This window comes from uncultured Treponema sp. (assembly GCF_946187725.1).
Taxonomy (GTDB): Bacteria; Spirochaetota; Spirochaetia; order Treponematales; family Treponemataceae; genus Treponema_D.
Genome location: NZ_CAMHSK010000035.1, coordinates 1 through 24,060, shown reverse-complemented (window position 1 = coordinate 24,060; position 24,060 = coordinate 1). Strand labels below are relative to the sequence as shown.

Here is a 24,060-nt window from a genome sequence, read left to right as displayed (position 1 = left end):
AATAAAGGACTATTCTTCTTTTTTTGATTTGATGTGGATTACTTTACCTGTACGCTTGATTCCATCATCACGCTTTTCTTCACCCTTTTTGCGGTAGATTTTTTTATCAGATGCACCTGGAGCATATTTTGCTTCTTTTGCAGCTTTAATTTCTGCACGGCGCTTAGCACGTTCCTTTCGTTCTTTTTCAATAAATTTGAGGGAATCATCGAGACCTGCAAGAACTTTCTGCATGTCTTCTGCAAAGATAGAAATCTGGTGGCGGTCAAAATCTGCACCGTCGCCTTTTTTGCTCTCTACAATCTGTAAAAATAAATCGCCTGCTCTGTTTTCCTTGATGTTAAAAAAATAAGAGCGATTGTCCAACAAAACCTGAGTAGTAAAAAGTTCTCCGCGGATGCTCATTTTGACCCTTCCTTAAAAATGTAATTGATTATCGTAGAAAATAATAACATATTCTGCGGTTTTATGCAATACTCTAATATGAGAATGACTTAAAACTTGAATGTGCGCCTTTGAATCGGGCTCATACCAATCTCACGGCAGACTGCAATATGTGCTTTGGTCGGATAACCTTTATGCTTAGCATAACCATACTGCGGATAAAGTCTGTCAAACTCCAGCATCATTTTATCCCTTTCCACTTTTGCGATTATACTTGCAGCCATGACCTCAGGATATTTGCCGTCTGCTTTTGGCTCGCATCTGCATTCACAGGGAACCTCTGGATTTGAAGTTCCGTCAGTTATTGCAGAAATATAAGAATCAAGATTTCCAGCTGGCACTTCAATTCCACGGGATTTTAGCCATTCCGGGAGTTTTGCTCGCATCATCTCATAGGCTATTTTCATTGCAAACATGCTTGCCCTAAGTATATTCATTTGATCGATTGTTTCGTGGTCAACAACACCAATTCCCCAGCAGGCTTTTTCCATAATCACTTTTTCAGCCGCCTCACGCTTTTTTTCAGAAAGCTTCTTTGAATCATTGAGAATTTCAAAGGGAAAATCTTCTGGCAAAATAACACAACCTGCAGTAACAGGGCCCGCAAGAGGTCCACGCCCCGCTTCATCCATTCCACATATCAATTTATCAGTCATATTAAAATCCTTCGGAAATATTGTTTATATCTTCGATTATCAATGATTTTTCGTCTTTCCAGATTGCATTGACACCTTTTGATTCATGGTCAAATTCACCCACAAATTTGTTTGAATTCAGCTTTAAATTTGCGCCGCTTGACTCCAAAATGCGCCCCAAATGCGAAATTACCTTGCAATCACATTTATTCATTTCCAATGAGCCGCCTTTCATGCTGAAGTTGACCGCTGTTTCGGAAACTGAAGAAAAATGACTGCCTTCAAGATGGAGTCGTGAGTTTATTGCTGAAAAACAACATGAATAAACAGGACTTTGGCTTGTGAGACCTGATTTTTTGAAAGTAACAATTGATGCATTTGATGAAATTGCCGTTCCAGAATCAGAAAATTTTCCCAAAATTTCACAATCTTCAAAGGAGGCCGCAGAACGCTCAAAAACAAACATTCTCTGATCTGACGAAGAATTATCTTCAAGGATTTTTTGAATCACGCAATTCTGCATTTCAATGCTCGCATCCTGTACAACAATATAAGAAGCTGGCTGAAGGATAAAATGCGCGTCGGACATTCCGGTAAAAGAACAATTTGATGAAATTACGGAAGCACCTTTTGGAAGCAGAACCTCGCCACTCACGAAGAAATGAACAAATTTTCCTTCATTGATGACTTTAACCGCCTGCTCAAAAGATTTATAGGGCCTCAAACGGCTTCCATCCGCGGAAAAACCAGATGCAGAACCGTCTATGAAATAATTAAATTCATCGATTATAACCTTGTAATCCGAAACAGCACTGACATTGCCGTAAAAATCTTCACAATAAGCAAAAGCCCTGTAGCAGACAGTTTTTTCGATTCCGGCACGAAGTTCAAATGGATTTTTGTCATAGAGGATATAGTCCTGGGCTTTCGGTTTCATGAAATCGAACTGAGAATTATTATCGAGGTAAGAATTTGAATTTACATCAAATGGTCCAAGGATACAAATGAAGATTTTTGCATCCTTTTCAGCTTCGATTGACAGCGATACATCATGGCGGGCATATTCTCCAGGTTCCGAAGCAATAAATTTTGGCGGGAGCGGAGGCTGACGGTCAATCACATAAGGAGATGAAAGCTCTCCCTGATAAACGCCGTCACAATAAACAGCAAAAACTGCCGTAGAATCAATGTAATCGCCGGGGATTGTATCAAATGAAAGAGAGCTGAATAAGCCTGAATCAGAAATACTTTGACCGCTTGTGCCGCTGCTTGAGATTTTGAGCCGATAACGGAAATCCCCGTCAAGTGAAAAAAAAACGGCTTTGTCAAAAACATTGCTTATTAAAGAAGGCTTTTGAGGCAGGATGAAAGAATGAATTTCGTTGCCAGTTTCGTAAGCAACATCCTGCCAGTAAACAGTATGTTCTATTGAACGGTCGATGAACTGCTCGTCAACGGATGCAGACCAGATTCCATCGTCAATGCACCAGATGAGATTTTTGCCGGTAAAACGAAATGTTTCCCAATCAGTGATTTCAAATGGAACATATTCACGCGAAAAACTGCCGCTTTCACCGCCAGAAACATAAACTATGAAACGCCAGAGATTATTTCCGTCGTCAACAGAACATGGAATGTAGCGGGAAAGTTTGTTGTCAGCACAGACAGAGAGAGTTTCACCAAAGAGACCGGGTTTTTCACCGTCTCCGACACGGAAAGCAAAAGATTTGGGAACCTGAATAACCTGTTCCGAACTGCATTGAAGAACATTTTCGGTCATGATTCGGTTGATAAAGGCTTTTTCAGGAGTGCCTTCGGCAAAAGGATTGCCTGTTTCATCAACCGTATAATTGATTTCATAGTTTTCGATGACAGAAAGTGATTTTCCGTCCCCCTTAACGACTGAAATCCTAAGTGAAACTGGACCGCTCATATCGATGAGGACAGGAGAATCATAGGCAAAACCGGAATTCAAAGGATCGGTATTGGTGTAAGAATAAAAAGCCTCAGTTCCATCGCTTAAATCGAGCACAAGACACTGTCTGTTTGCAAACCTGCCTTTTACAGGCGAAATAACTCGTTCAGAAAAGGCGCTGCTCAGTGAGAAAAATGACATGAACAGGAATAGCAGCCCCGTTATGGAGCAATTGCAACGCAAGTCGCTGTGCGACCGAGCGTGAGCGAGTTGCGTAACAACGGCAGCGAGGGAAATTCGGCTCATTATACTTATAGGAATTCGCCCAAAACCGCACGAAGGGCATCGTCATTTTTGTAGTAATTTGCTTCAAGTTCTTCTTTTGTAAGACCTACAAGCTCGTGACTGCAATAATGAATCCAGCGGTCATCCTCTGGAGATTTGATGTCGAATTTGCGGCACCAGTAATCGGGTTTGATTGGCAGAGTGTCCTTGCAGATGAAATTTTTGTAGTCATGAACGACCACTTTTATGTCCTCGCGGGGAACACCTTTTTCAAGAAAAACCTGAACCAGATAATTAAGTGTTCTTCCTGAATCGTAAATGTCATCAACAAGAAGAATTTTGTCGCCCTGACGAAGATAATCCGGAGAATAAGTCCAGCCATCGATTCTGACGGCATCCTGAGAGTGAATGTCTGTATAGGAACGCGCTACAACAGCCGCATAGAGAACAGGTTTACTGTCTTTGAGGGCAAGCTTGAAAAATTCACTTATGACATTAGCCATATATGCACCGCCACGAAGCGATGAATAAATAATGTCTGGAACAAAACCGTCATGATAGATTTTTGATGCAAGTTTGAGCGCGTCATTCCGAACCGTCTCGTATGGCAAGAATTCTTTCATAATAAAACCTCTTTTCGGTATATATGGTAAATCAAAATCGGAAAATTTGCTACCTTCCGCGAATCTTTTTCATGATTTTTTTGTGCCAGAACGCCCGCAGATTTTCTGCAACCGTATACAAAGAATAGAGAGGACTCAACGGAATATCAAAACTGCCCGGCCTATGAACCTGCCAGCCTCCAAATCCAGTCTTAAAAAGATAAAGTCCGTGCATCGGATGATTTTCATCATCTGTAGGCGGAATTCCATAAAAATCGTAAGTTTTGGAGCCAAATGCTTTTGCGTCACAAATTGCCGTCCATTGAACGAGATATGCCGGCATGAGATTGCGCTTTTTGTTTCCGGAACAGCCATAGAGATAAACAGCCTCGTTTTCATTGAAAAGCGTGATTATGGCAGCCAAATCTTCGCCTTCATGACTTGCAATGTAAAGAGTGATTTTTGTCTTTTCTGAAGCGGATTTTTCAGAATTTGCACCGCGTTCCATCAAATCCTTATAATAAGACTTTGGATGCAAACCAATTCCATCTCGTTCAGCGGTAGTTTTGTAAAGATTATAGAAAGAATCCAGTTCGCTTTCAAAATTCAAGGAATCTGCCGTAACAGCGCGAACTTTTACCTCATGCTTTGCGGCATATCGGACATTGTAGCGCCATTTGTTCTTCATTTCGGAAAGCAGTTCTTCTTCTGTCTTTGAGAGGTCAAGAATAACAGAATCCGGCGGCTGAATATCAACACTATTCTTTTTGATTTTAAGGCCTGTTTTTTTTGCAAGTTTTGGTACGGAAGACACAAAAGCTTGTTTTTCCTCAAGATGCGTAAAATCAAGCGGAATGTCATAACGAAGACATAAAGTGTGCCGTGGAAGAGAAGATTTAACTGACTTAGAGAATTCGGAAATCCGCTGAATATAGGCATCATCGCTTTCAGACGGAGATTTTTCCGGAGCAAGCGGAACATAAGCAAGAGAAAACTGTACGAAGGCTTTTTTAAAAGTCCTTACAAGAATATTGACATCGCCCTGCTTTACGAGCGACCAGCCGTGAGCACATTTAAAATCGCACCAAAAATCTGTCTGCTGGAATCGTTTTTTCATTTTTTCACCTGATTTTATTGTTTTCCGATTGCTTTAAGAGCGGAATCAGCCGCAATTTTTCCGAAAATACAGAAATCTGCAACCGCATTGCCGCCAAGTCTGTTTCCGCCATGAACTCCGCCTGTAACTTCACCTGCTGCAAAGAGACATGGAATCACTTCATCATTTTTATTCAAAACTTCAGCATCCGGAGTAATTTTGAGACCGCCCATAGTATGATGAATGGCAGGACCGCATTCGACAGCGTAGAAAGGCGGCAAAGAGAGTTCTCGTTCCATGCTCGCAGGATTACGGCCATATGCCTCATCATTTTGATTTCGAACGAATTGATTGTATTCAACAACGGTCGCTTCAAATTCTTTTGCCGGAATCTGAAGTTTTTCAGCAAGCTCGTCAATAGTTATGCCAGTCGTAAGCAAGCCCTGTTTTGAATATGACTCGATTACTTTAAGTGAATCTCTTACGCCCTGATCAAAAACAAGGAATGCAGTTTTACCAGGCTCCTCAAGAATCTTTTCAGAGACAATATCACGGTTTTCCATTTCATTAACGAATCTCTTACCTGTACGGCTTATCAAAATTGCACCGTTTCCACGAACAGCCTCTGTGAGCATAACCCCGCTTCCTGGAACAACCGTCGGATGAGTCTGAATCTGCTCCATCAGGACAAGAGCCGCATCGAATTTTTTGAGCATTTCGAAAGCATCACCTGTCGCACCTTTATGATTTGTTGTACCGAAGCCTTTTAATGCAGGATTGTAGAAATTAACCATATCTGGATTGGCACCAAATCCGCCAGTCGCAATTATGACGGCCTTTGCCTTTACAGTATATTCACCGTATTTTGTGGCAACACGGACACCACAGGCTTTTCCGTTTTCAGAAAGAACATCAATAACCTTGTTATTCAAACGAATATCTGCGTTTTGCCTTTTGGCAGCCTTATGCAATAAAGGTACAAGATGAATTCCGATTGCCTGTCCTCCGAGCGGTCTGTGGATTCTTTTGTTGGTAGCACCTCCAAAGATTCCTACATCACTCAAATCAGCACCAACCAAATCAGACTGAAGCCATTCGACAATAGCAGCTGAATTATCAACAAGAGTACGGACAAGTTTCGGATCGTTCATATAGTATCCGCCTTTCATCGTATCTTTATAGAAAATTTCAGGGGAATCAGTTATGCCGAGTCTTTCCTGCTCTTTTGTGTAAGATGCGTTAATTCCGCCCGTAGAAGAATTTGAATTACCGCCGACTATGCCCATTTTTTCGAGCACTATCACTTTTGCGCCCTTGCTTGCGGCTTCCGTTGCGGCGACAAGACCTGCACCACCAGCACCTACAATAACAATGTCGCACTCACAGTCAGAAAATGTGACATCAGGCTTTTTCTTTCCTCTTGATTCATCGAGGGCATCATTTAACGCCGCAATGATTGCATTTGAAGTAAGGGTCGCACCAGAAACAATGTCAATGCCTTCGGTAGAGCCTTCTTTTATAAAGGAGCGGATTATTGATTCCTTTGCAGGCTCAGCGATTTCCGGGGTTTCAGAATCAGAAAGAATGCTTGCATCGGCAACCTTTCCATCGGTGATTTTTACAGAAACAGAAATATCACCGTTACGCCCGGCAGCACTTCCTGAATAAATTCCGTCATTAAGAGGCGCAACCTCTTTTTTACACGACGCAAAAATCGAAACCATGGAGCATACACTGAATGCGAAAAGCACTTTTTTTAATTTCATTTTTGTCTCCTGTTTAAGACTTTTATTTTTAAATTTTATTGTGTTGAATCGCTACACAAGGCAAGTCTTTATCAGACATGCCTCCTGATTCCATCAAAATCGATTTTATATAAGAAAAGCCCTGTCGGCGGAGCTGTTGGACCAGCCCTGCTTCGATCATGAGATTCAAGGACTTCCTTAAAATACGAAGCATCTTTGCCGCTTTTCTCGAAGAAAATAAGGCTTCCGGTTATGCTTCGGACCATTTTCCATAAAAAAGCATTTGCGCAGATTTCGAAAACCAAAATATCTGGATTTTCTTTATCTGCAAAGAATTGAGCGTTTTCGATGTAGCGGAAGGTAGAAAGACTTGCATCGCCAGCAGCGGCAAAAGTAGCACAATCAAGCTCCCCTCTTAGACATGCAGCCATTTCATTCAAAGTATCGATATTCGGTTTGTGATGAACAGGCCAGACAAAACGCATCTGATGTGCAAAAGGTTCACCAGTATGAATAAAATAACGGTATGTCCTGCTCGTGGCAGAAAAACGCGATGAAAAATCTTCCGGGACTTCTTTTGCTGCGGTTATCCTTATGTCATAAGGCAAAAAGGCATTTATGGCCGGAACATAGCGCTCAACCGGTATTGAATCAATCGGTGAGAAAAAATTTGCAGCCTGAGCAAAAGCATGAACGCCAGAGTCAGTGCGGCCGCTGCCAGTGAGTTTTACCGTCTGTTTATGAATCTTTTCAAGCGCCTTTTCGATTTCGCCCTGAACAGTACGAACAGACTTTCCTTTATCAGAAAAATCCTGCCGCTGCCAGCCGCAAAAATCCGTTCCGTCATAAGAAACGCTAAGAAGTATATTTCTCATTGTTAATCGTCGTCGCTTAAATCAATTGTTTTCGACTCTTTAAGCAGAGCAGAAATATTATCATACAGATTGCGGGCATTCTCAAGAAGCGGGCCTGGTTTTGCCTTGGAAGATTTTCCGAGACCGAAAATTCTCGCGATGGCTCTTTTGTCTTCATCAAGTTTTTTATATCGAAGCTGCATATCTTCAGTTTGACCGTATTTGTATTCAAGAAGGCCAATCAGATAAATCATGCCGTCATAACCGTAGTTTTTGTCCATGTCAGGGCCAAAATTGTTGACAGGTGCAAAAGACTCAACCCGGTTCGTCTCGTTCATGACAGTCTGTTCATAGAAAAAATTTGCCTTCTGATAAAAGACTTTAGCGATATAATCATAATTGTAGCCGGGAATAGTTTCGTTAAGATGCCCGCACAACCATGCAAGACGAAGTGAAATCATTGCCCGCTTGAAAGTTGGAGCATAAGCCAAATCAACCTTTTCATAAGAAAGCAATGCCAGATAATACATTGCGGCACCGTCAAGCAGATTTCGCTCCCTTGTAAGCTCATAATGCGGGAAAATAGTAGCGACCTTCTTCTGGCGGTTTTCATCGTCATCACGAAGAGCCTCAATTGATGCCTTATCCTTGATTTCCTCGAAATCCTTCCAAAAAAGAGCAAGATGGCATCTAGGGCACGCACCGACTGCATAAATAAGCGGATAAATCGCGCCGTATTTTTCAGAAGGAATGTATGTTCGATGAAGCTCATCTGTCAAATCGCCGGCATTCATACGGCCGCTTCCAGTAAGCATTTCTTCCTTATCAAAATCACGCTGACAGACGGGGCAAGTGCATTTCGTCTTTGACCAATATGATAATTTTGGTTTTTTGTCAGAATCTCTGTCTGGTTTTGAAGATTTTTTATACACTTTCAGCCTCCGTTTCTATTATAACATAAGATATAGCATATTCCTTTTCATGTGAAATGGAAACAAAAATTTTACAGGAATTTCCGCACTTTTCTTTTATGAGGGATAAAGTTTTTTCGCCAAAGACGAATTCGGGCTTTCCGCACTCATTTTTCTTGATGCCGAAGTCCGATAATTCCAGCCCGACAAACCCGGTTCCAAGAGCCTTCGAGAAAGCTTCTTTTGCAGCAAATCGGGAAGCATAATGCTCGCACAGAAAGTGAAGTTTTTTTTCAAGAAGCCTTTCATATTCTTCACCAGAAGCTGCAATTTCAACTGTTTCACATTCATTGAAAAAACGCCGGATAATGCCGGGATTTCTAACCCATTTTTCAAAGCGAGAGACTTTTGCAATGTCAGTTCCGATTCCAAAAATCATCGCTTCCCCTTTCTTTCAGTCTTCTGCTCTGATTTTGGTTCAGTTTTTTGCTCAGTGGTTGCTTCAACCTTTTCTTCAAGAGCACCGCCCTCGCCTTCGATTACGGTAATTTTTTCGCTGTCATCTTCGGCCTCTTCTTCTACGACTTCGTTCGTTTCAACAGGTGCAGATGAATCTGAAAGCTGTTTTTTAGTGAATGTGACAGGAATTGTCTTTGTATGTCCGTCCAACAGAGTGAATCTTTTTGGAACAGAATATGACAAATTGACATAGAAAGTACCTGCAGAATCAATATGAGAAACATCAGCGGTCACAAAGGAATCAGATGGTTTGAAAGCTTCAAGAGAAGCGAGCGAGCCTTTAAGGGTGACCGTAACATCACTTGTTCTGGCACGAATTTCCAAATCCGGTGAAAGATTAATGATTTTAACAGGCAGTTTTGTAAAGGATTTCGTTCCTTCGAGTTCTTCAATTTCAACGGTGACGGCAACTTCAACATCGTCATGTTTTATGAAATAGCCCTTCTGCTCAACCTTTGTCTTTGAAGTAAAGCTTCGTTTTGCATTTGAGGCCGTAACATTCAGAGTTTTAAGAGACTTGCAGTTCTCAATCATCGTTCTTGGGCCTGTAATCGCAATCTGATCAGGAGAAACCGTTACATTTTTGATAGAATAACCATAAGCCGGATTTCCGCTCAAAAGAGGCTGTATGTCCACATAGGAAGTAATTTCTTCTTCAACCCGCAGTCGGACGATTTCAGGCGTAACTTTCAGTTCCAATGGATTCAGGACGCTCGCCGAATCAGAAAGCGTAATCAGAACAGGAAAATCATAGCTTCCATCTTTTGAAATGTAGGTCAAATCAAGATAAGCCTTTAAATCACTTTCACGCACCTGAGCAAGTTCTTCGGCTTTACCACGAGCAGAAACAGCGACAGTGCGCGGATGCGGTTCGATAGAAACAAAACCGTTCTGAGACTCAACCGAAAGAGGAACGGAAAAAACGCGCTTGTCAACGCTCTGATTCTGATGAATCACATAAAGGAAGAGCGCGATTACAAAACAAACTGCCTTAACCTGCCAGTTTTCTATTATTTTATCAAACAGTTGCTTTGCTTTCATCGATTGTGTCCTCAATTGTTCTCTGTGCTGCTGAAACCTCAAGAAGATTTTCCAGCATCTTAGTGACCTGAACAGGCTTTAAGTCGTAGTGCAACTTAGAATCATAAGCGAGACTGATTGCACCGCTTTCTTCTGATACGACAAGAACAACCGCATCTGTTGTCTCACACAGGCCAAGCGCGGCTCTATGGCGGGTTCCGAAAGTCTTTTTAATGTCATACTGTTCACTGAGCGGTAAAAAACAACCTGCCGCCAAAACCTTTCCGTTCTGAACGATACAGGCCGCATCATGAAGTGGAGTTTCATGACCAAAAATCGTAACCAAAAGTGCTGAAGAAATGTCAGCATTGAGCTTTGTACCTGTTTCAATTATGTCGTCAAGGCGGGTATGCCGGGTAAAAACGACAAGCATTCCCTTTTTGAGTTTTGAAAGCGTTTCTGCCGCAACGACCGCAGTATCAACATAGGTGTGTCGTGAACGGTTTCCAAAAGTGAAGAATTCATTTTGACCGATTCGGAGGAATACTTTGCGCAATTCAGGCTGGAATACGATTGCAAAAGCAATGGCAAAACCTGGAGCGAGTTTGTTTAAAATCCAGAGAAGAGTTGAGAGTTTGAGAAGGAATGCAAAGGCATAAAAAAGTGCCACGACAATGCCGGCCTTGATAATCTGCATGGCATTGGTCTTAACGATAATCTGATATGCCTTGTAAAGCAGGAATGTCATGATTCCCACATCAATTATAGGGCGAAAAAGATTCCAAACTGTCAGCAATCCGTCAAACGCGTTCAATTAAATGCTCCGAAACACATTATAAACGATTTTAGAAAAATTAACTACAGATTTTAAGGATTTTCATTGAATCAACGGCAGCGGCAACATCATGTACACGGATTATTGAAGCCCCTTTCTGAACAGAAAGAAGGTTTGCTGCAAGCGTGCCAAAAAGCCTGTCTGGAACGGCACGACCTGTTACCTCGCCTATACAGGTCTTTCTGGAAAGCGCCATGAGCACAGGAAATTTGCCATCGCAAAGTTCACCACACCGGCGGATTAATTCAAAATTTCCATCTACATCCTTTCCAAAACCAATGCCCGGATCAAGCCAGATTTTATCCGCAGCAATTCCAGACTCAAGGGCAAAATTCAGCCGTTTTTGAAGATAGTCATTAACTTCATCAAAAATATTGTCATAAACAGTGTTTTTCTGCATTGTGCCTGGATTTCCGCGCTTGTGCATCAAAATGACAGGGATTTCTGTTTCAGCGCAAAAAGGAGCGAGTTTTTCATCATCTTCAAGTGCGGAAATATCATTTAAAATATCTGCACCGGCATCAAAGGCAGCCTTCATAACATCAAATTTCCGCGTATCAACTGACACAGGAATATCGCTCACTTTGCGGACAGCTTCAATCACAGGAATAATACGGCGGATTTCTTCTTCACTAGAGACATATTCACTGCCCGGCCTCGCAGATTCTCCGCCAATATCAAGAATATCAGCGCCTTCTTCAACTAGACGAAGAGCCTCATCTGCTCCGCCCCTGCTTTTATCAAAAAAAGAATCTGGTGTTGCATTCACGATTCCCATGACAAAGGCTGGAAGATTTGTAGTTATATTCCGATTTCGTAAAAGCAAACTTTTCATTTTTACAATCCTTTTTATATTTTAAGCACGGCCGCACTTTTCAAGCACTTTTTTTGCAATTTCACCGGCAGTCAATCCTGCATCGGCCAGAACTTCAGACCTCGTTCCATGAGAGAAATATTTGTCGGGGAAGGCAAAAACCATCACCTTATTAAACGCATTCTCAAAAAGCAGATTTTCGATGTATTCGCCCGCACCGCCAGTTTTAACGCCGTCCTCGATTACAACGACTTCATCGTAATTTTTGGCAAGATTTATAAAATACGGCTCATCAAAAGGTTTTATGAATCTGAGCGAATAAATGTCTGTATTCATACCTTTCTGCAGCAGATTTCGCGCACAAATCAATGTTTCATCGAAAATTCCACCCGTACAGACCAAAAGTATTTTTTTTGCCCCCGAAGCAGCATCCTCAAAATCAAGGCTCAGATTTGCAGCAAATTCCTCATTTTTAAGGAGAATGCCCCTGCCCTCAATAATGTCTGACTCAAAGCCCGGAAGCTCAGACGGACATGACAGTTTCGGATAACGGATTACAACAGGCCGCTTTGTATTTACAGCCCACATCAGACAGAGACTCAAATCGACAGCCGTAGCCGGAGAAAGAATTGTTATGTTAGGAACAGGCCTGAAAAGCGCGATGTCAAAAATTCCCTGATGAGTTTCTCCATCCTGAGGAACAGCCCCAGCACGATCAAGCATGAAAACTACATGATTATTTGAAAGAGCAACATCATGAATAATCTGATCAACTGCCCGCTGAATGAAGGTTGAATAAATTGCAACGATTGGAATCATTCCGCCGGTTGCAAGGCCTGCCGCAAAAGTAACCGCGTGCTCTTCTGCAATACCGACATCAAAAAAGCGGTCAGGATAATGCCGTGCAAAAGTATCAAGCCCCGTTCCTTTGGACATTGCGGCCGTAATTGCCATGATTTTTGTATTTTTTTCAGCCAGAGCCATAAGACTGTTATTGAAAGCCTCGGTAAAGCTCAGCGTGTCAAATTTTTCCATTTTACCGTCAGAAATCTGGAACGGCCCGACCCCATGGAAACTGGCCGGATCATTTTCTGCGGGAGAATAGCCCTTGCCTTTTTTTGTATGAATGTGAACGATTACAGGTTTTGGAAGTTTTCGCACGCGCAGAAGATTTTCTTCAAGTTCCCTGAGATTATGACCGTCAAGAGGACCGACATATTCAAATCCTAAGTCCGCGAAAAAATTGTTTGAAAGGAACATTCCCTTTAAGGCACGCTTCAAACGATAGATGAATTTTCCGATGTGATGTTTAGAATTCGGGATTTTATCAACGATACCGTCTACAAGATACCTGAAATGCTGATAAAAACCAGTCATCGTGAGCGTACTCAGATAGCGAGAAATCGCACCGTTATTTGGCGAGATTGACATCTGATTGTCATTTAAAACGATTATGAGATTTTTTGAAAGCTGACCAGCATGAGCAAGAGCCTCATATGCAAGCCCGCCTGTAAGCGCTCCGTCACCAATTACGACGACAACCTTACGATTTTTGGGATTTCTTCCACTCGCCCGCTGCTCTTCTTCAATCTTCTCCCATGCAGTAAGAAGTCCAAGCCCCTGCGAAATAGAAGTGCTCGAATGACCATTATCGAAATAATCATGCACGCTTTCTGACCGACGGGTAAATCCTGAGATTCCGCCATGCTTTCTGAGAGAAGAAAAATCTGAATAACGGCCTGTCAGAAGTTTATGCGTATAGCATTGATGGCTTACATCGAAAATAATCGCATCTTCGGGACTGTCAAAAACCCGATGCAAGGCAACAGTCAGCTCAACTACACCGAGATTACTAGCTAAATGACCGCCATTTTTTGCAACGGTCTCGATTATGCGCTTACGAATTTCCTCACACAGTCGAGGAAGTTCTTTCTCCGATAATTTTTTTACATCTGACGGAGAACTAATCTTTGAAAGAATCGTAGTCAACTCCATAAAAAAAGACCGCAAAGTTTTAAACTCCAGCGGTCTCTGTTGACAAAGATATAACAACTTGAAGTGAGGGAATGCAATTAAATTGGATTCCTGCTCTGTACAACTTGTTACTTGCTCTTATGTCTGTTTCGTCTAAGCATCTTCTTTCGCTTATGTGTCGCAATCTTCTGACGCTTTCTTTTCTTACCACAAGGCACGATGGCACTCCTTAGTCTCGATTTAGATTTATTATCAACAAAAGCGGCTCTTTGGTCAAGAGCAACTTTTTATGTCCAACGATTAATTATCAGATTCGATTCTGCGGTACTGAACTTCAGAATTGAAGAGCTGTTTTGCGGCAAGTGATACAACCTTACCGTCATTTTCTTCGATTCGCTCGTCTTTAATCATTGCAAGCTGGTAAGCACGATGGCTTGCAGCTACAGTTGCTTCATAAATATTTCCGGCGAATTTTACTGTCTTCTCCAAAGGAAAAATCATTCTGCAATTACCCCTAAAAAATGATTATATTATAATAAAAGAAGATATGAATTATGTCAAGTCGTAAAAAAAACGAATCTCGGAAAGATTTTTTAATTTCTTTTTTTTCAGACCTGTTATATAATAGTAAGTCTATCAATATTTCTGCGTTGCAGATTTAAAAAATCACAAAGTTTTTATGGAGATCATTTTATGGATCAAAAACTCATTCTTGAAATTGTCGGTTACATCGGTTCTGTCTTTGTCGTAGTTTCTATGCTCATGACATCCGTTGTAAAACTCCGTCTCATCAACATGATTGGAAGCGTCATTTCCATTATTTATGCCGCAATCGTTCATGCCTATCCACTCGCCCTGATGAATTTCTGTCTTGTAGTAATCAATTCTATAAACCTTTACAAGCTTCTCAATACAAAGCGCGTTTACTCAGTACTCAAACTTTCTTTTGAAGACGGCTTCATCCGCTACTTCCTTGACACTTACGGCGAGGACATCAAAAAATTCTTCCCGGATGCAAATTTTTCAGAATCTTATGAAGAGGCATATCTCGTCTGCTGCGGAACCACTCCAGCAGGAATTCTTCTCGGCAAAAAGCTGTCTGATTCAACAATTGATATTTTCATCGACTATGCAACACCAGCATATCGTGACTGTTCAGTCGGCAAACACCTTTATAATTACATCAATGAGCAGGATCACATCAGCGAATTTACATTCAGCAAAAATTCAGTAAATCACAAGCCTTATCTTTATAAAATTGGATTTAAGGATGTAGATGGAAAATTAGTCAAGAAATTCTAAAAAAATGGAATTGAATCTGTTCAGAAAGCTCCTCTCTTTTGCGGGAAGTTCTTTCTGAACAGACAATCATAACTATTCGGAAGATTCAGTTTTACGAACAATTCTATTAATGCGGATCATCTGACTTGATTACGAGTGCATTTTTGTATTCATCAGATGCCACTGAGAAAAGATTTACATCAGGCTCAGTTTCGAGCATTGAAATCTGGCCCTCATATTCAACATCTTCAGCAATTCTGATTCTTGATGTTTTTACATCACCATGAACTACGCTTCCAGAGCACATTTCTACCCTTTCAGCAGCATCAATATCGCCTGTTACGGTGCCCGAAATCACGATTGAATTGGCAGTCATTTTTTCGACAGTGCAGATAGCACCTTTTTCTATTTCGAGATCACCAGTCGCACGAATTTCACCGTTAAATTTGCCTGTTATTACAAGATTGTCAGTAAATTCAAGAATGCCGTCAAACTCTGTTTCCTGACCAAAAACTGTAAGGTTCTTTTTCTGCTTTTCATCTGCCATAGACATTAACTTTAACAAATCGTATGGATAAAATCAACAGGAAAGCCGCCAGCAAAACTGTCAAAATTTCAAGCGGGACATCCCCAATCATAAGATACAGGGAAGCGCTGTTTTTTTCGACCATAAGCTCATCACACAGATAAGAATCAATACCGCGTTCAATTTCGCTCTTAACATTGCCATGACTGTCAATCACGCAGGTTTTTCCATCTACTGTAGACCGGAGCATCGGTGAATTGAATTCCGCGCAACGGAACGCACTCATAGAAAGGTGCATTTTCTGTGCCGCAGCGCTTTTTGCCCAAGCATCATCACTTATGTTCACAAAGAAATCAGCACCAGACATTTTCATCTGCCTTACAAGAGGTGCAAAAGAATCCTCAAAGCAAATCGGAACGGCAAAAGCAAGCTCCCCAAACTTAAAAGTACGGATTTCATTACCAGGAACAAAAAGCTCACAGTTAAGGCTTTCTTTCACACTTTCAAAAAAGTTAAAATTGAGAAATGACGGCCAGAATTCGGTAAAAGGCACGAGATGATTCTTATTGTAGACAAGAACTGAATCAAACTCCTTCGAAAAGAAAAGAGCCGAATTGTGAACGCCGCTCTCATCCCGGTGGTTATTACCTATTAAAAAAGAAGTTTCAGTCTCTTTAATAAACGAATAAACATTTTCTGACAGCATTTTACGCTTAAAATCAGAGCCCTTCTCCAAATGATACAAAACATCAGGAACAATCGCGGTCTCAGGCCATACTACAAGCTGCGTGTCATTCTGAGTCAAAAGAGCGTTTTTTGTCAGAGTTTTCAGAGTTTCCGCATCATCCAGATATTCTTCGATAGAGCGTGAAGGAGCACAGGAAGCCCCCTGAATCAAAGCAAATTTTAACGGAATGGCATTATCTTTCCGAGGTGCAAATCCAAGGCAGTAAAAAAGAGCGATTCCAGCAAACAAGGAAAGACAGACAGAAATTTCCTTGAGATTTGAACGGATATTTTTTTCAGAAATAATTTTTGCGGCAAGAGAATTAAAAAGAAAAATCAGCAGAGAAACGCCCATAACTCCAAAAAGAGATGAAAACTTCAGGAACAGCGGATTTTTCCACTGACTGTAACCAGCTATGCCGTATGAAAAACCAAAAATTCCGCGAGAACGAAGAAATTCAAAACAAAGGAACAGAAAGGCCCTGAAAATCCAGAAATAGCGCGAAATCGACTGTGGAAAAACTTTATTTGACCAAGAAAGAATAAAAAAAAGCAGGGCATGATATAAAGCAAAAAGAGCGCATACAAAAGAGATTGCCAGAAAACCGAAAGCAGAAAGATAATGACAAAGCAGAAAATAAGAAAGCGATCCATAAAAAGCCCCATAAATCGCAGCCTTCACCATCGAACTTTTTTGAAGCAGAAGAAAAATCGGAATATATGCAAACCACACACAAAAAGAAAGGCCGTCCTCAAAAAACAGGGACGGCTGACTCAATATAAAAAGACTGACCGAAGTAAGCAAGGCAAGAAGCACAACAAAATTATCTTTTTTCAACAGGAATCTCCATGAGAGATTTTTTAAGTTCCTGTCCGGCCCGGAATGCAGCAACATAATGAGGTTCAACAGAAAGAATTGCACCTGTTTTTGGATTTCGTGCTTTTTCCCTTCCCTTTCTGAGCCTTGGTTCCAAAGTGCCGAATCCACGAAGCTCAACGGTTGAACCATCCTTCAATGCATTTTTGAATTCTTCGATTATGTTCTCAAAAGCTTCCTGAATTACTTTTTTTTCGATCCTTGTATTTGAATGAACCTTTTCTACAATATCGTTCTTGGTCACTTTTTTTTCAGACATAAAAACACCTACTTAAAAAAAAATGCTATCTGAAGTGCATAAAGATATACAATCAGATAGCGCAAAATTAAAGCAAAAGCAACAAACTTAGTTTGCAGCAGCTGCAGCGAATGTTACATTGAAGAGTTTCTGCATTCTTGACTTTTTGCGAGAAACAGTATTGCGTTTAAGAACGCCCTTGCTGCGAGCAGAGTCAAGGCGAGAAGTCATAATCTGAAGCTTCTCTTTTGCAAGATTTTCATCTTTTGCCTGAACAGCAGCAACAAACTGTTTTACATAAGTGCGACACTCACTCTTAATTGCTTTATTATGCAAGCGTCGATCTTCGCTCTGTCGAAATCTTTTCTGTGCAGATGTCTGGTTTCTTGCCATATGGAAAAATCCCCCAAAATAATTCTTTTACAAGTAATAAAAAAGCCTTGCAAGAGATACGGTTGCAAGGCTTATATATCATCTCCTAGCAGAATTGAACTGCTGTTGTCGGGATGAAAACCCGATGTCCTAACCACTAGACGAAGGAGACATCATTGCAACTCAGTAGCGAGCTGACTTTGATATATTACTCCAAAGTGATTTTTTAGTCAACACTAAAATGAAAAAAAATTGATTTTTTTTTCATTTTTTTTCAAAATCTTCTTCGGCAGTTTCCATACCATATTCAGCCAGTTTTCGATGCAAGGTTTTTCTACCGATTCCAAGAATTTCAGCAGTTTTGCTTTTGTTTCCTTTGTTGGCGGCGAGATTCTCACAGATTATTATTTTTTCAGCATCTTCCAACGGAATTCCAACAGGAACAAGAATGTTTTCTGATGAAGAAGCCTTGCTCACCGAAGGCGGCAAATCTTCAAGAGTAATTTCGTTTCCGCCTGCCATTACGACAGAACTTTCCACACAGTGCTGAAGTTCACGGATATTGCCAGGCCAGTCATATTTATAAAGTGCATTCCGCGCCTGACTGTCAAAACCTGTAATCTGCTTGCCATTTTCTTCGTTGTAACGCTCAAGGAAGTTATTCAGCAAAAGAGGAATATCATCTTTTCGCTCTCGTAGAGGCGGCACTTCTATATGAATTCCATTGAGACGGAAATACAAGTCTTCCCTAAAACGGCCGGCCTTAACTTCTTCCTCAAGATTTTTGTTTGTAGCGGCAATAACACGAACATCAACTTCAATAGGACTTTCACCGCCAACCCGCTCGAATTTTCTTTCCTGCAAAACCCGCAACAGCTTAACCTGTACGCTCATGTTTATTTCACCGATTTCATCCAGAAAAATCGTACCACCATGAGCAAGCTCGAATTTTCCTTTATGAAGACTTTCGGCATTAGTAAACGCGCCTTTTTCATGGCCGAAAAGTTCGCTTTCAAGAAGAGTTTCGCTCAAAGAAGAGCATACAACTGGAATAAAAGCATTGGAACTTCGTGCAGAAAGATTATGAATTGCATTAGCCACGACTTCTTTACCGACACCAGTTTCACCGGTAATAAGTACAGAAATTCGCGCATCGGCAACTTTTTTAACAAGATTCATGACCTTTTGCATGGCCGCACTTTTTCCGATTATTCCGCTTGTCTTTTTTTTGGAATCAACCTGTTTCAAGAGTTCAGCATGCTGAATCGAAAGCTCCCTGCCCTGCAAGGCACGCTTTACGATTACTTCAAGTTGTTCAAGGTTGAGAGGTTTTGTGAGGAAATCGTATGCGCCGTCCTGCATTGCTTTGACGGCTGCATCGATTGAGCCGTGGCCTGTAAGAACAATCACAGGAATTCCCGGCATTTTTGTGGTAACTTCACGAAGAACCTGCTCACCTGAAATGGAGCCAGGCATACGAAGGTCTGTAATCACAAGGTCAATATCACCATTTGCTATTAAATCAAGACCTTCCTTTCCGTTGGCGGCAATTTTTACATTGTAGCCGTCCATTTCAAAGTCAGCGGCAAGTCCTTCGCGGATATTTTTTTCATCGTCGATTATCAGGATTGTGAATTTCATTTTGAAAATGAATTATATCACAATCCCGTTCAATCTGCCAGCATGAACGAACAAGCCTAATACTTGAAAGCACTTCCACCAATGAACTCTCGGACTAATGACTGCTTCGGAACATAGTCAGAAGAAATAGCATTAAAATGAGAGAGGAAGTTAATCAGTCGGCAAGCTTCGCTGTATTCAGGCTGATCTGGACGAACTGCACGAAGCTTTGGTTCAGCGTAAATCTTGAGGACAGGAATTTCATAATCGAGAGCCGTATTCAAAACCGCGTCCGCAGAATTCTGGAACGGGAAGATATGCAGTTTTTCGCCCCTCTGAACGCTATCCCACATGGCAATTGTACCGGCAGCAGGCTTACCGCGGAAATTCGCATCACGCACGATTCGACGGATAAGACGATTGTCACTCGTTGGAATTCGGTTGTGCTCATCAAAATTTAACTGAGTGAGCGCAGAAAGATAAATCTTAAACTTGTATTCCGACTTGATGAGCGGAGTGAGCCTGTCGTTAAGACCATGAATGCCTTCAAGAATCAGAATGTCAGTCGGTCCCAAAGTCATTTTATTGGTACCTGTGTAATAGCGCTGCCCCAAATCAAAGTTGTAGCACGGAATTTCAACTTCCTTGCCCGCAAACAAATCGATAAGGTTCTGATTCAAGAGCTCAATATCCAGGGCTTCAAGACACTCATAATCGTAGTTACCGTTCTCGTCCTTGGGGTTTCGGTCTCGTCCGACATAATATGAATCAAGGCTGATGGTTTTTGGATTGTAACCGATTGAACGAAGATGCAGGGCCATCTTGAAAGCAGAAGTTGTTTTTCCAGAAGATGAAGGGCCTGCAATCAGAACGACTTTTACATTTCCACGGTCATGAATCATCCTTGCAACACGGGCATAATTCTGCATCTGATAGGTTTCGCAAATATCGATGAAATCATTGATTTTTTTGCTTGAAACGATTTCATTGAGAGAAGCGACTGTCGATACATTGACAAGTTTACCCCACTTTTTATAGCGGGAGAATATTTCGAAAATCTTTGGGGAATCTTCAAATGGAGCCACTACCTCAGGTTTTTCAGCCTGCGGGAATTTGAGAAGGAAGCCGTCAGCATAAAGAACAAGATCAAAAACCTTTAGGATTCCGCAGGTCTCAACAAGAGAACCAAAATAAATGTCAATGTATTGAGATTCATCATCGAGCATGTTTACGAGAATTGAATCACGGCAGCGATACAAAAGCTGTTTTGCAGTATCAATCAATCCCAACTTTGTGAAAGTTTCAGCAGCTTCATCAAAAGCAATGTGCTTTGTAATGATTGGAGTGTCATTTTCCACGATTTTGAGCATTTCTGCTTTGATTGAGTCAAGTTCTTTGACAGAGAGCAAAGCTCCGCTTGAGCGCTCAATCGTGTAATAATAACTGTATCCAAGACTGTGACCGATTACAAGCCTTGCATCAGGGAAAAGCTTGTGAACAGCCGCAGCAAGTATGAAACTCAGTGAACGCCTGTAGACATAAGAGCCTTCCTTTGAGTTCTGATACACGCCTTCAATCCTGCTGGAAACACGGATAGGCCTGCATAGAGAAACAAGCTTATTGTTCACTTTAATGGCGACGAGCGTGCCTTCATGAGCAGGCAAATGCTCCTGAATATCCTTGCCTCGAACACGGGCATCCACCTCAATCTTTTTTCCGTCTGTGAAAGTTAATGTAATCTTATTCATGATTTAAATTATAAACCATGATTTTCAGAAAAGCGAGAAAAAAGATTTTGAGATATTGATTTTCGATTAAACAGCAGAGAATCTATTTCGCATCCCCAAAGCCATCTCCGGCATCAGGCTCTGCTTTTTTGGGTGGACTTTTTGCTTCTTTTTTAGCCTTTTTTTCGGCTTCTTTTGCTTCACGCTCTTTGTCTTTTTCTTCGGTCTGCTTGTCCAAATCACGGCCAAGAAGACGGGCCGCTTTAATTGCAAGCTGATTCTTGTTCTTTGCGTTCAGGTCAGCTTTATCGGCAAGCTCATTGACTGCGGCATCGCAAATTGAATATCTGCCCTTTGCCCAAATATCAAGGCCTGTACCAGCAGTTGATGTGTCCTTGCTTTTGAGGAATTCGAGTGCAACCTGAGCAAAAGACGCATTCTCATACTTTGCCATTTCTTTGCCAAGCGCGTAACGAAGCTGCTTTCGTCTGTCATCTTTTGCGGTTTCAAGAGCAAGGGCTACGATTTCATCGATTCCACGGTCTTCCGCCAGCAGGACTTTTGCAACACGGGCCTTTTGGGCATCAGGAACTTTTTTTTCGGTGATTTGAGATAAAAGATATTCGTTACCTTTTGAAGTATCAAGCTTTGCGAGAGCCGAGATTGAATCATCCTTTACCGCCTGAACCGGGTCGTTTTTTATACGGTAAATCAGATATTCATCAGCATCCTTAACATCATTTTCTTTGATTGCGGAAATTGCTTCCATTCGGACCTTGTAATGAGAATCCTTCAGGCCTTGAATCAATACTTCATCAGCCTCTTTATTCTTGAAATGAGAGATTCCTTTTATTACATACTGGCGGATATTCGGATTATCACTCTCAAACAAATCTACAAGAATTTCTTCGGCTTCAGGCTTTTCCATGACACCAATTGCCTCGGCACTATACATCCTTACAAAAGCATTTTCGTCTTCATTCTGGGCATATTCGACAAGTTTGTCATAGGTTTCAACAGCGTGGAGCTGCCCCAAAACGCGCACAAGACTCTGCCGTTGAGGAACAGTCAAATCATCGCGCTCAAGATATTCGGTTATGTAGACAGCTTCCCTTGCGCCACCGATTTTACCCAATGTATCCAATGCACCGGTAAAATATTCTTCTTTGTCGCTTTCAAGCAAAGAGACTACGGCAGGCACCGCTTCTTTGGTTTTTGCCATCTGAATATAAGAAAAACATGCGTTCACAGTAGAATTTTTTTCGTCATAAGGATCATTCAGAATCATTACGGCATAATCCTCAAGACACGGATCTTCGACAGTCTTGAAGAAATTAAGGATTTTTTCACGGATTAAGACAGATTTTGTATCCTGAAACAAATCGTAGACTTGATTCATAAAACGGACATCTTTATTTTTAGTCATCGTGTCCAGAAGCTCAGAAATATCCTCTTCAAGACCGAATTTCAATATATCCGCGTTTTTTTCGTTGGCCTCAGGATCAGTTTTATCAAGTTCTGCAACTTGTTCAGGATCTGGAGATTTTGGCCGTTTTGAATTCGGAACATCACTCACACCTGCAAGCGAAGAAGTCTTTTTTTCAGGCTCAGCCTCTTCTTCGTCATCAGATATATCTGCCCCAGAAACAGCGTCAAAATCTGCTGAAACTGCATGTACGCTTTCGGAAGGACTTTCAGTGTCAACGGAAACAGAATCAAGTTCAGAAGAAACATCAGCTTCTTCCTGAGCAAAAAGGTTGAAAGAAAGAAAAATTCCAAAAATCAAAAACGACAATCGTTTCATATAATCTCCAAACCCCAAAATGGAAAACACAGAGTTTTTTTTATTATCGGCAGAAATTAAGCAGTTTTCAGTTTCCCATCTTCCATTTGTCCGAATGGTATCGTTTAAGGAAGTTCGTCCTGTATTCTTCAAAGCGGTCTTCATTGATTGCGACACGGATTTCCTTGACCATCGCATGAAGGAAATACAAGTTATGATAGCTTGCGAGCATTGAGCTTAAGATTTCCTGTTCCTTGAACAAGTGACGGAGATAAGCCCTTGAGTAGGTACGGCAAACCTTACAGTTGCAGTCCGGGTCAAGCGGGCCATAATCGTGAGCAAAGCGTTCCTGTTTAATAGGAAGATTGCCGTCGCGGGTAAAATAGCTTCCGTTTCGGGCATTTCTGGTCGGAAGAACGCAGTCAAACATGTCGATTCCTGAATGAACAGCATCAAGAATGTAGTCAGGAGTACCGATTCCCATGACATATTTTGCCTTGTTCTTTGGAAGATAATTTACTGTAAAATCGAGCATTGAGGCAAAAACTTCAGGAGGCTCGCCTACACTCAAACCACCGATTGCAATGGCAGGAAGATTCATTTCAGTCACGAACTCAGCCGACTGAATTCGCAAATCCTCGAAGAAATTACCTTGAACGATTGGCATGAGGATTCCCTTGTAACCGGAGTCGCATTTACGGATCCACTCTTCTTTTGCACGCTTGAGCCAGTTTTTGGTGATTTCAAGCGCGTGAATCGATTCTTTTTTATCAGCCCCCCAGCCAGTGCAGACATCAAGCTGCATCTGAATGTCCGAATTGAACTGAGACTGAATATCAACTACGCGTTCCGGCGTGAACATGTGGCGGCTTCCATCGATATTTGATGAAAAAAGTGCGCCCTCTTCAGTGATTTTGCGAAGTTTTGAAAGCGACCATACCTGAAAGCCGCCCGAATCAGTAAGGAAATTCTTTTTCCAGCCGGAAAAGCCGTGAAGACCGCCCGCCTCTTCGATAATATCCGGCCCCGGACGCAAATAAAGGTGATAAGTGTTTGCGAGAATGATTTCAAAACCGATTTCATCCAAATCATCTTTTGTGAGAGCCTTAACTGTGGCGTTAGTTCCGACAGGCATAAAAACAGGAGTCTGAACGTCTCCATGCGGAAGATGCAAAGTGCCCGTGCGGGCCTTGCCGTCTGTGGATTCGTGTTTAATTTCAAAAATATTTTCAATCATTTCAAGACGAGTATATCACAAAAA

At 41.5% G+C, this 24,060-nt stretch carries 23 protein-coding genes and 1 tRNA gene; 1 reads left to right on the top strand and 23 read right to left on the bottom strand.

The genetic code is table 11. The features are described 5' to 3' along the window. Window positions 1–9: 9 nt before the first annotated feature. The 14 genes from Q0Q74_RS11265 to Q0Q74_RS11200 form a co-directional block, all read right to left on the bottom strand. Entirely contained in the window at window positions 10–405 is a 396-nt protein-coding gene (locus tag Q0Q74_RS11265; protein WP_294430917.1) for a DUF3276 family protein, read from the bottom strand. 89 nt (window positions 406–494) lie between these two features. Beyond that, window positions 495–1,100, bottom strand: a complete 606-nt coding sequence (locus Q0Q74_RS11260; RefSeq protein WP_294430916.1) for a ribonuclease HII — start codon at window positions 1,098–1,100, stop codon at window positions 495–497. 1 nt (window position 1,101) lies between these two features. Continuing rightward, window positions 1,102–3,195, bottom strand: coding sequence for a hypothetical protein (locus Q0Q74_RS11255; RefSeq protein WP_294430913.1), 2,094 nt, complete (start codon window positions 3,193–3,195; stop codon window positions 1,102–1,104). 110 nt (window positions 3,196–3,305) lie between these two features. Continuing rightward, entirely contained in the window at window positions 3,306–3,905 is a 600-nt protein-coding gene (locus Q0Q74_RS11250) for a phosphoribosyltransferase (protein WP_294430929.1), read from the bottom strand. A 46-nt stretch (window positions 3,906–3,951) separates the two neighbouring features. Beyond that, window positions 3,952–4,998 carry a peptidoglycan bridge formation glycyltransferase FemA/FemB family protein gene (locus tag Q0Q74_RS11245; RefSeq protein ID WP_294430912.1) on the bottom strand — a complete coding sequence of 349 codons (1,047 nt, stop codon included), beginning with the start codon at window positions 4,996–4,998 and terminating at the stop codon, window positions 3,952–3,954. A 14-nt stretch (window positions 4,999–5,012) separates the two neighbouring features. Next, window positions 5,013–6,743, bottom strand: a complete 1,731-nt coding sequence (locus tag Q0Q74_RS11240) for a flavocytochrome c (protein WP_294430911.1) — start codon at window positions 6,741–6,743, stop codon at window positions 5,013–5,015. 71 nt (window positions 6,744–6,814) lie between these two features. Then, a complete protein-coding gene (gene truA, locus Q0Q74_RS11235; RefSeq protein ID WP_294430909.1) occupies window positions 6,815–7,597 on the bottom strand; it encodes a tRNA pseudouridine(38-40) synthase TruA in 783 nt (260 codons plus the stop codon). 2 nt (window positions 7,598–7,599) lie between these two features. Further along, window positions 7,600–8,508 carry a DUF2225 domain-containing protein gene (locus Q0Q74_RS11230; RefSeq protein WP_294430908.1) on the bottom strand — a complete coding sequence of 303 codons (909 nt, stop codon included), beginning with the start codon at window positions 8,506–8,508 and terminating at the stop codon, window positions 7,600–7,602. Then, a complete protein-coding gene (gene acpS / locus Q0Q74_RS11225) occupies window positions 8,501–8,926 on the bottom strand; it encodes a holo-ACP synthase (RefSeq protein ID WP_294430907.1) in 426 nt (141 codons plus the stop codon). Before acpS ends, Q0Q74_RS11230 begins: the two co-directional genes overlap by 8 nt. Beyond that, the gene (locus Q0Q74_RS11220; RefSeq protein ID WP_294430906.1) at window positions 8,923–10,047 is read right to left on the bottom strand and encodes a CdaR family protein; all 1,125 of its coding nucleotides are present in this window, start codon (window positions 10,045–10,047) and stop codon (window positions 8,923–8,925) included. Before Q0Q74_RS11220 ends, acpS begins: the two co-directional genes overlap by 4 nt. Continuing rightward, on the bottom strand, window positions 10,025–10,840 hold the full coding sequence (cdaA, locus tag Q0Q74_RS11215; protein WP_294430905.1) for a diadenylate cyclase CdaA: 816 nt from the start codon (window positions 10,838–10,840) through the stop codon (window positions 10,025–10,027). Before cdaA ends, Q0Q74_RS11220 begins: the two co-directional genes overlap by 23 nt. Window positions 10,841–10,880: 40 nt before the next feature. Continuing rightward, a complete protein-coding gene (folP, locus tag Q0Q74_RS11210) occupies window positions 10,881–11,696 on the bottom strand; it encodes a dihydropteroate synthase (protein WP_294430903.1) in 816 nt (271 codons plus the stop codon). Between the two features lie 21 nt (window positions 11,697–11,717). Next, on the bottom strand, window positions 11,718–13,685 hold the full coding sequence (dxs, locus tag Q0Q74_RS11205) for a 1-deoxy-D-xylulose-5-phosphate synthase (RefSeq protein ID WP_367268351.1): 1,968 nt from the start codon (window positions 13,683–13,685) through the stop codon (window positions 11,718–11,720). Between the two features lie 264 nt (window positions 13,686–13,949). Beyond that, window positions 13,950–14,150 (bottom strand): DNA-directed RNA polymerase subunit omega, encoded by a 201-nt coding sequence (locus tag Q0Q74_RS11200; protein WP_294430901.1) that lies wholly within the window; start codon window positions 14,148–14,150, stop codon window positions 13,950–13,952. Between the two features lie 192 nt (window positions 14,151–14,342). Between Q0Q74_RS11200 and Q0Q74_RS11195 the strand changes: the two genes are divergently transcribed. After that, window positions 14,343–14,951, top strand: coding sequence for a YgjV family protein (locus Q0Q74_RS11195; protein WP_294430898.1), 609 nt, complete (start codon window positions 14,343–14,345; stop codon window positions 14,949–14,951). A gap of 106 nt (window positions 14,952–15,057) precedes the next feature. Here Q0Q74_RS11195 and Q0Q74_RS11190 read toward each other — a convergent pair whose 3' ends face one another. From Q0Q74_RS11190 to tgt, 9 genes are all read right to left on the bottom strand, one after another. Beyond that, window positions 15,058–15,477: a polymer-forming cytoskeletal protein gene (locus Q0Q74_RS11190; protein WP_294430896.1), complete on the bottom strand. Its 420-nt coding sequence runs from the start codon at window positions 15,475–15,477 to the stop codon at window positions 15,058–15,060. Beyond that, window positions 15,467–17,020 carry an apolipoprotein N-acyltransferase gene (gene lnt / locus Q0Q74_RS11185; RefSeq protein WP_294430894.1) on the bottom strand — a complete coding sequence of 518 codons (1,554 nt, stop codon included), beginning with the start codon at window positions 17,018–17,020 and terminating at the stop codon, window positions 15,467–15,469. The genes Q0Q74_RS11190 and lnt overlap by 11 nt, the downstream gene beginning before the upstream one ends. Next, a complete protein-coding gene (locus Q0Q74_RS11180; RefSeq protein ID WP_294430891.1) occupies window positions 17,007–17,318 on the bottom strand; it encodes an HU family DNA-binding protein in 312 nt (103 codons plus the stop codon). The genes lnt and Q0Q74_RS11180 overlap by 14 nt, the downstream gene beginning before the upstream one ends. An 87-nt stretch (window positions 17,319–17,405) precedes the next feature. Then, the gene (rpsT, locus tag Q0Q74_RS11175) at window positions 17,406–17,690 is read right to left on the bottom strand and encodes a 30S ribosomal protein S20 (RefSeq protein ID WP_294430885.1); all 285 of its coding nucleotides are present in this window, start codon (window positions 17,688–17,690) and stop codon (window positions 17,406–17,408) included. Between the two features lie 79 nt (window positions 17,691–17,769). Next, a tRNA-Glu gene (locus Q0Q74_RS11170) sits at window positions 17,770–17,841 on the bottom strand. Window positions 17,842–17,933: 92 nt separating this feature from the next. Next, window positions 17,934–19,310: a sigma-54 dependent transcriptional regulator gene (locus Q0Q74_RS11165; protein WP_294430884.1), complete on the bottom strand. Its 1,377-nt coding sequence runs from the start codon at window positions 19,308–19,310 to the stop codon at window positions 17,934–17,936. A 56-nt stretch (window positions 19,311–19,366) separates the two neighbouring features. Then, window positions 19,367–21,037, bottom strand: coding sequence for a nucleoside kinase (locus Q0Q74_RS11160; RefSeq protein ID WP_294430883.1), 1,671 nt, complete (start codon window positions 21,035–21,037; stop codon window positions 19,367–19,369). Window positions 21,038–21,119: 82 nt separating this feature from the next. Further along, entirely contained in the window at window positions 21,120–22,820 is a 1,701-nt protein-coding gene (locus Q0Q74_RS11155; RefSeq protein WP_294430880.1) for a HEAT repeat domain-containing protein, read from the bottom strand. Between the two features lie 67 nt (window positions 22,821–22,887). After that, window positions 22,888–24,036 (bottom strand): tRNA guanosine(34) transglycosylase Tgt, encoded by a 1,149-nt coding sequence (tgt, locus tag Q0Q74_RS11150; protein WP_294430878.1) that lies wholly within the window; start codon window positions 24,034–24,036, stop codon window positions 22,888–22,890. Window positions 24,037–24,060: the final 24 nt, after the last annotated feature.

What these genes read in the sequence shown, in the direction of transcription:
- Q0Q74_RS11265 (WP_294430917.1), bottom strand. Translation starts at nt 405, where the DNA reads ATGAGCATCCGCGGAGAACTTTTTACTACTCAGGTTTTGTTGGACAAT.
- Q0Q74_RS11260 (WP_294430916.1), bottom strand. Translation starts at nt 1,100, where the DNA reads ATGACTGATAAATTGATATGTGGAATGGATGAAGCGGGGCGTGGACCT.
- Q0Q74_RS11255 (WP_294430913.1), bottom strand. Translation starts at nt 3,195, where the DNA reads ATGTCATTTTTCTCACTGAGCAGCGCCTTTTCTGAACGAGTTATTTCG.
- Q0Q74_RS11245 (WP_294430912.1), bottom strand. Translation starts at nt 4,998, where the DNA reads ATGAAAAAACGATTCCAGCAGACAGATTTTTGGTGCGATTTTAAATGT.
- Q0Q74_RS11240 (WP_294430911.1), bottom strand. Translation starts at nt 6,743, where the DNA reads ATGAAATTAAAAAAAGTGCTTTTCGCATTCAGTGTATGCTCCATGGTT.
- truA (WP_294430909.1), bottom strand. Translation starts at nt 7,597, where the DNA reads ATGAGAAATATACTTCTTAGCGTTTCTTATGACGGAACGGATTTTTGC.
- acpS (WP_294430907.1), bottom strand. Translation starts at nt 8,926, where the DNA reads ATGATTTTTGGAATCGGAACTGACATTGCAAAAGTCTCTCGCTTTGAA.
- Q0Q74_RS11220 (WP_294430906.1), bottom strand. Translation starts at nt 10,047, where the DNA reads ATGAAAGCAAAGCAACTGTTTGATAAAATAATAGAAAACTGGCAGGTT.
- folP (WP_294430903.1), bottom strand. Translation starts at nt 11,696, where the DNA reads ATGAAAAGTTTGCTTTTACGAAATCGGAATATAACTACAAATCTTCCA.
- Q0Q74_RS11200 (WP_294430901.1), bottom strand. Translation starts at nt 14,150, where the DNA reads ATGATTTTTCCTTTGGAGAAGACAGTAAAATTCGCCGGAAATATTTAT.
- Q0Q74_RS11195 (WP_294430898.1), top strand. Translation starts at nt 14,343, where the DNA reads ATGGATCAAAAACTCATTCTTGAAATTGTCGGTTACATCGGTTCTGTC.
- Q0Q74_RS11190 (WP_294430896.1), bottom strand. Translation starts at nt 15,477, where the DNA reads ATGGCAGATGAAAAGCAGAAAAAGAACCTTACAGTTTTTGGTCAGGAA.
- Q0Q74_RS11180 (WP_294430891.1), bottom strand. Translation starts at nt 17,318, where the DNA reads ATGTCTGAAAAAAAAGTGACCAAGAACGATATTGTAGAAAAGGTTCAT.
- rpsT (WP_294430885.1), bottom strand. Translation starts at nt 17,690, where the DNA reads ATGGCAAGAAACCAGACATCTGCACAGAAAAGATTTCGACAGAGCGAA.
- Q0Q74_RS11165 (WP_294430884.1), bottom strand. Translation starts at nt 19,310, where the DNA reads ATGAAATTCACAATCCTGATAATCGACGATGAAAAAAATATCCGCGAA.
- Q0Q74_RS11160 (WP_294430883.1), bottom strand. Translation starts at nt 21,037, where the DNA reads ATGAATAAGATTACATTAACTTTCACAGACGGAAAAAAGATTGAGGTG.
- Q0Q74_RS11155 (WP_294430880.1), bottom strand. Translation starts at nt 22,820, where the DNA reads ATGAAACGATTGTCGTTTTTGATTTTTGGAATTTTTCTTTCTTTCAAC.
- tgt (WP_294430878.1), bottom strand. Translation starts at nt 24,036, where the DNA reads ATGATTGAAAATATTTTTGAAATTAAACACGAATCCACAGACGGCAAG.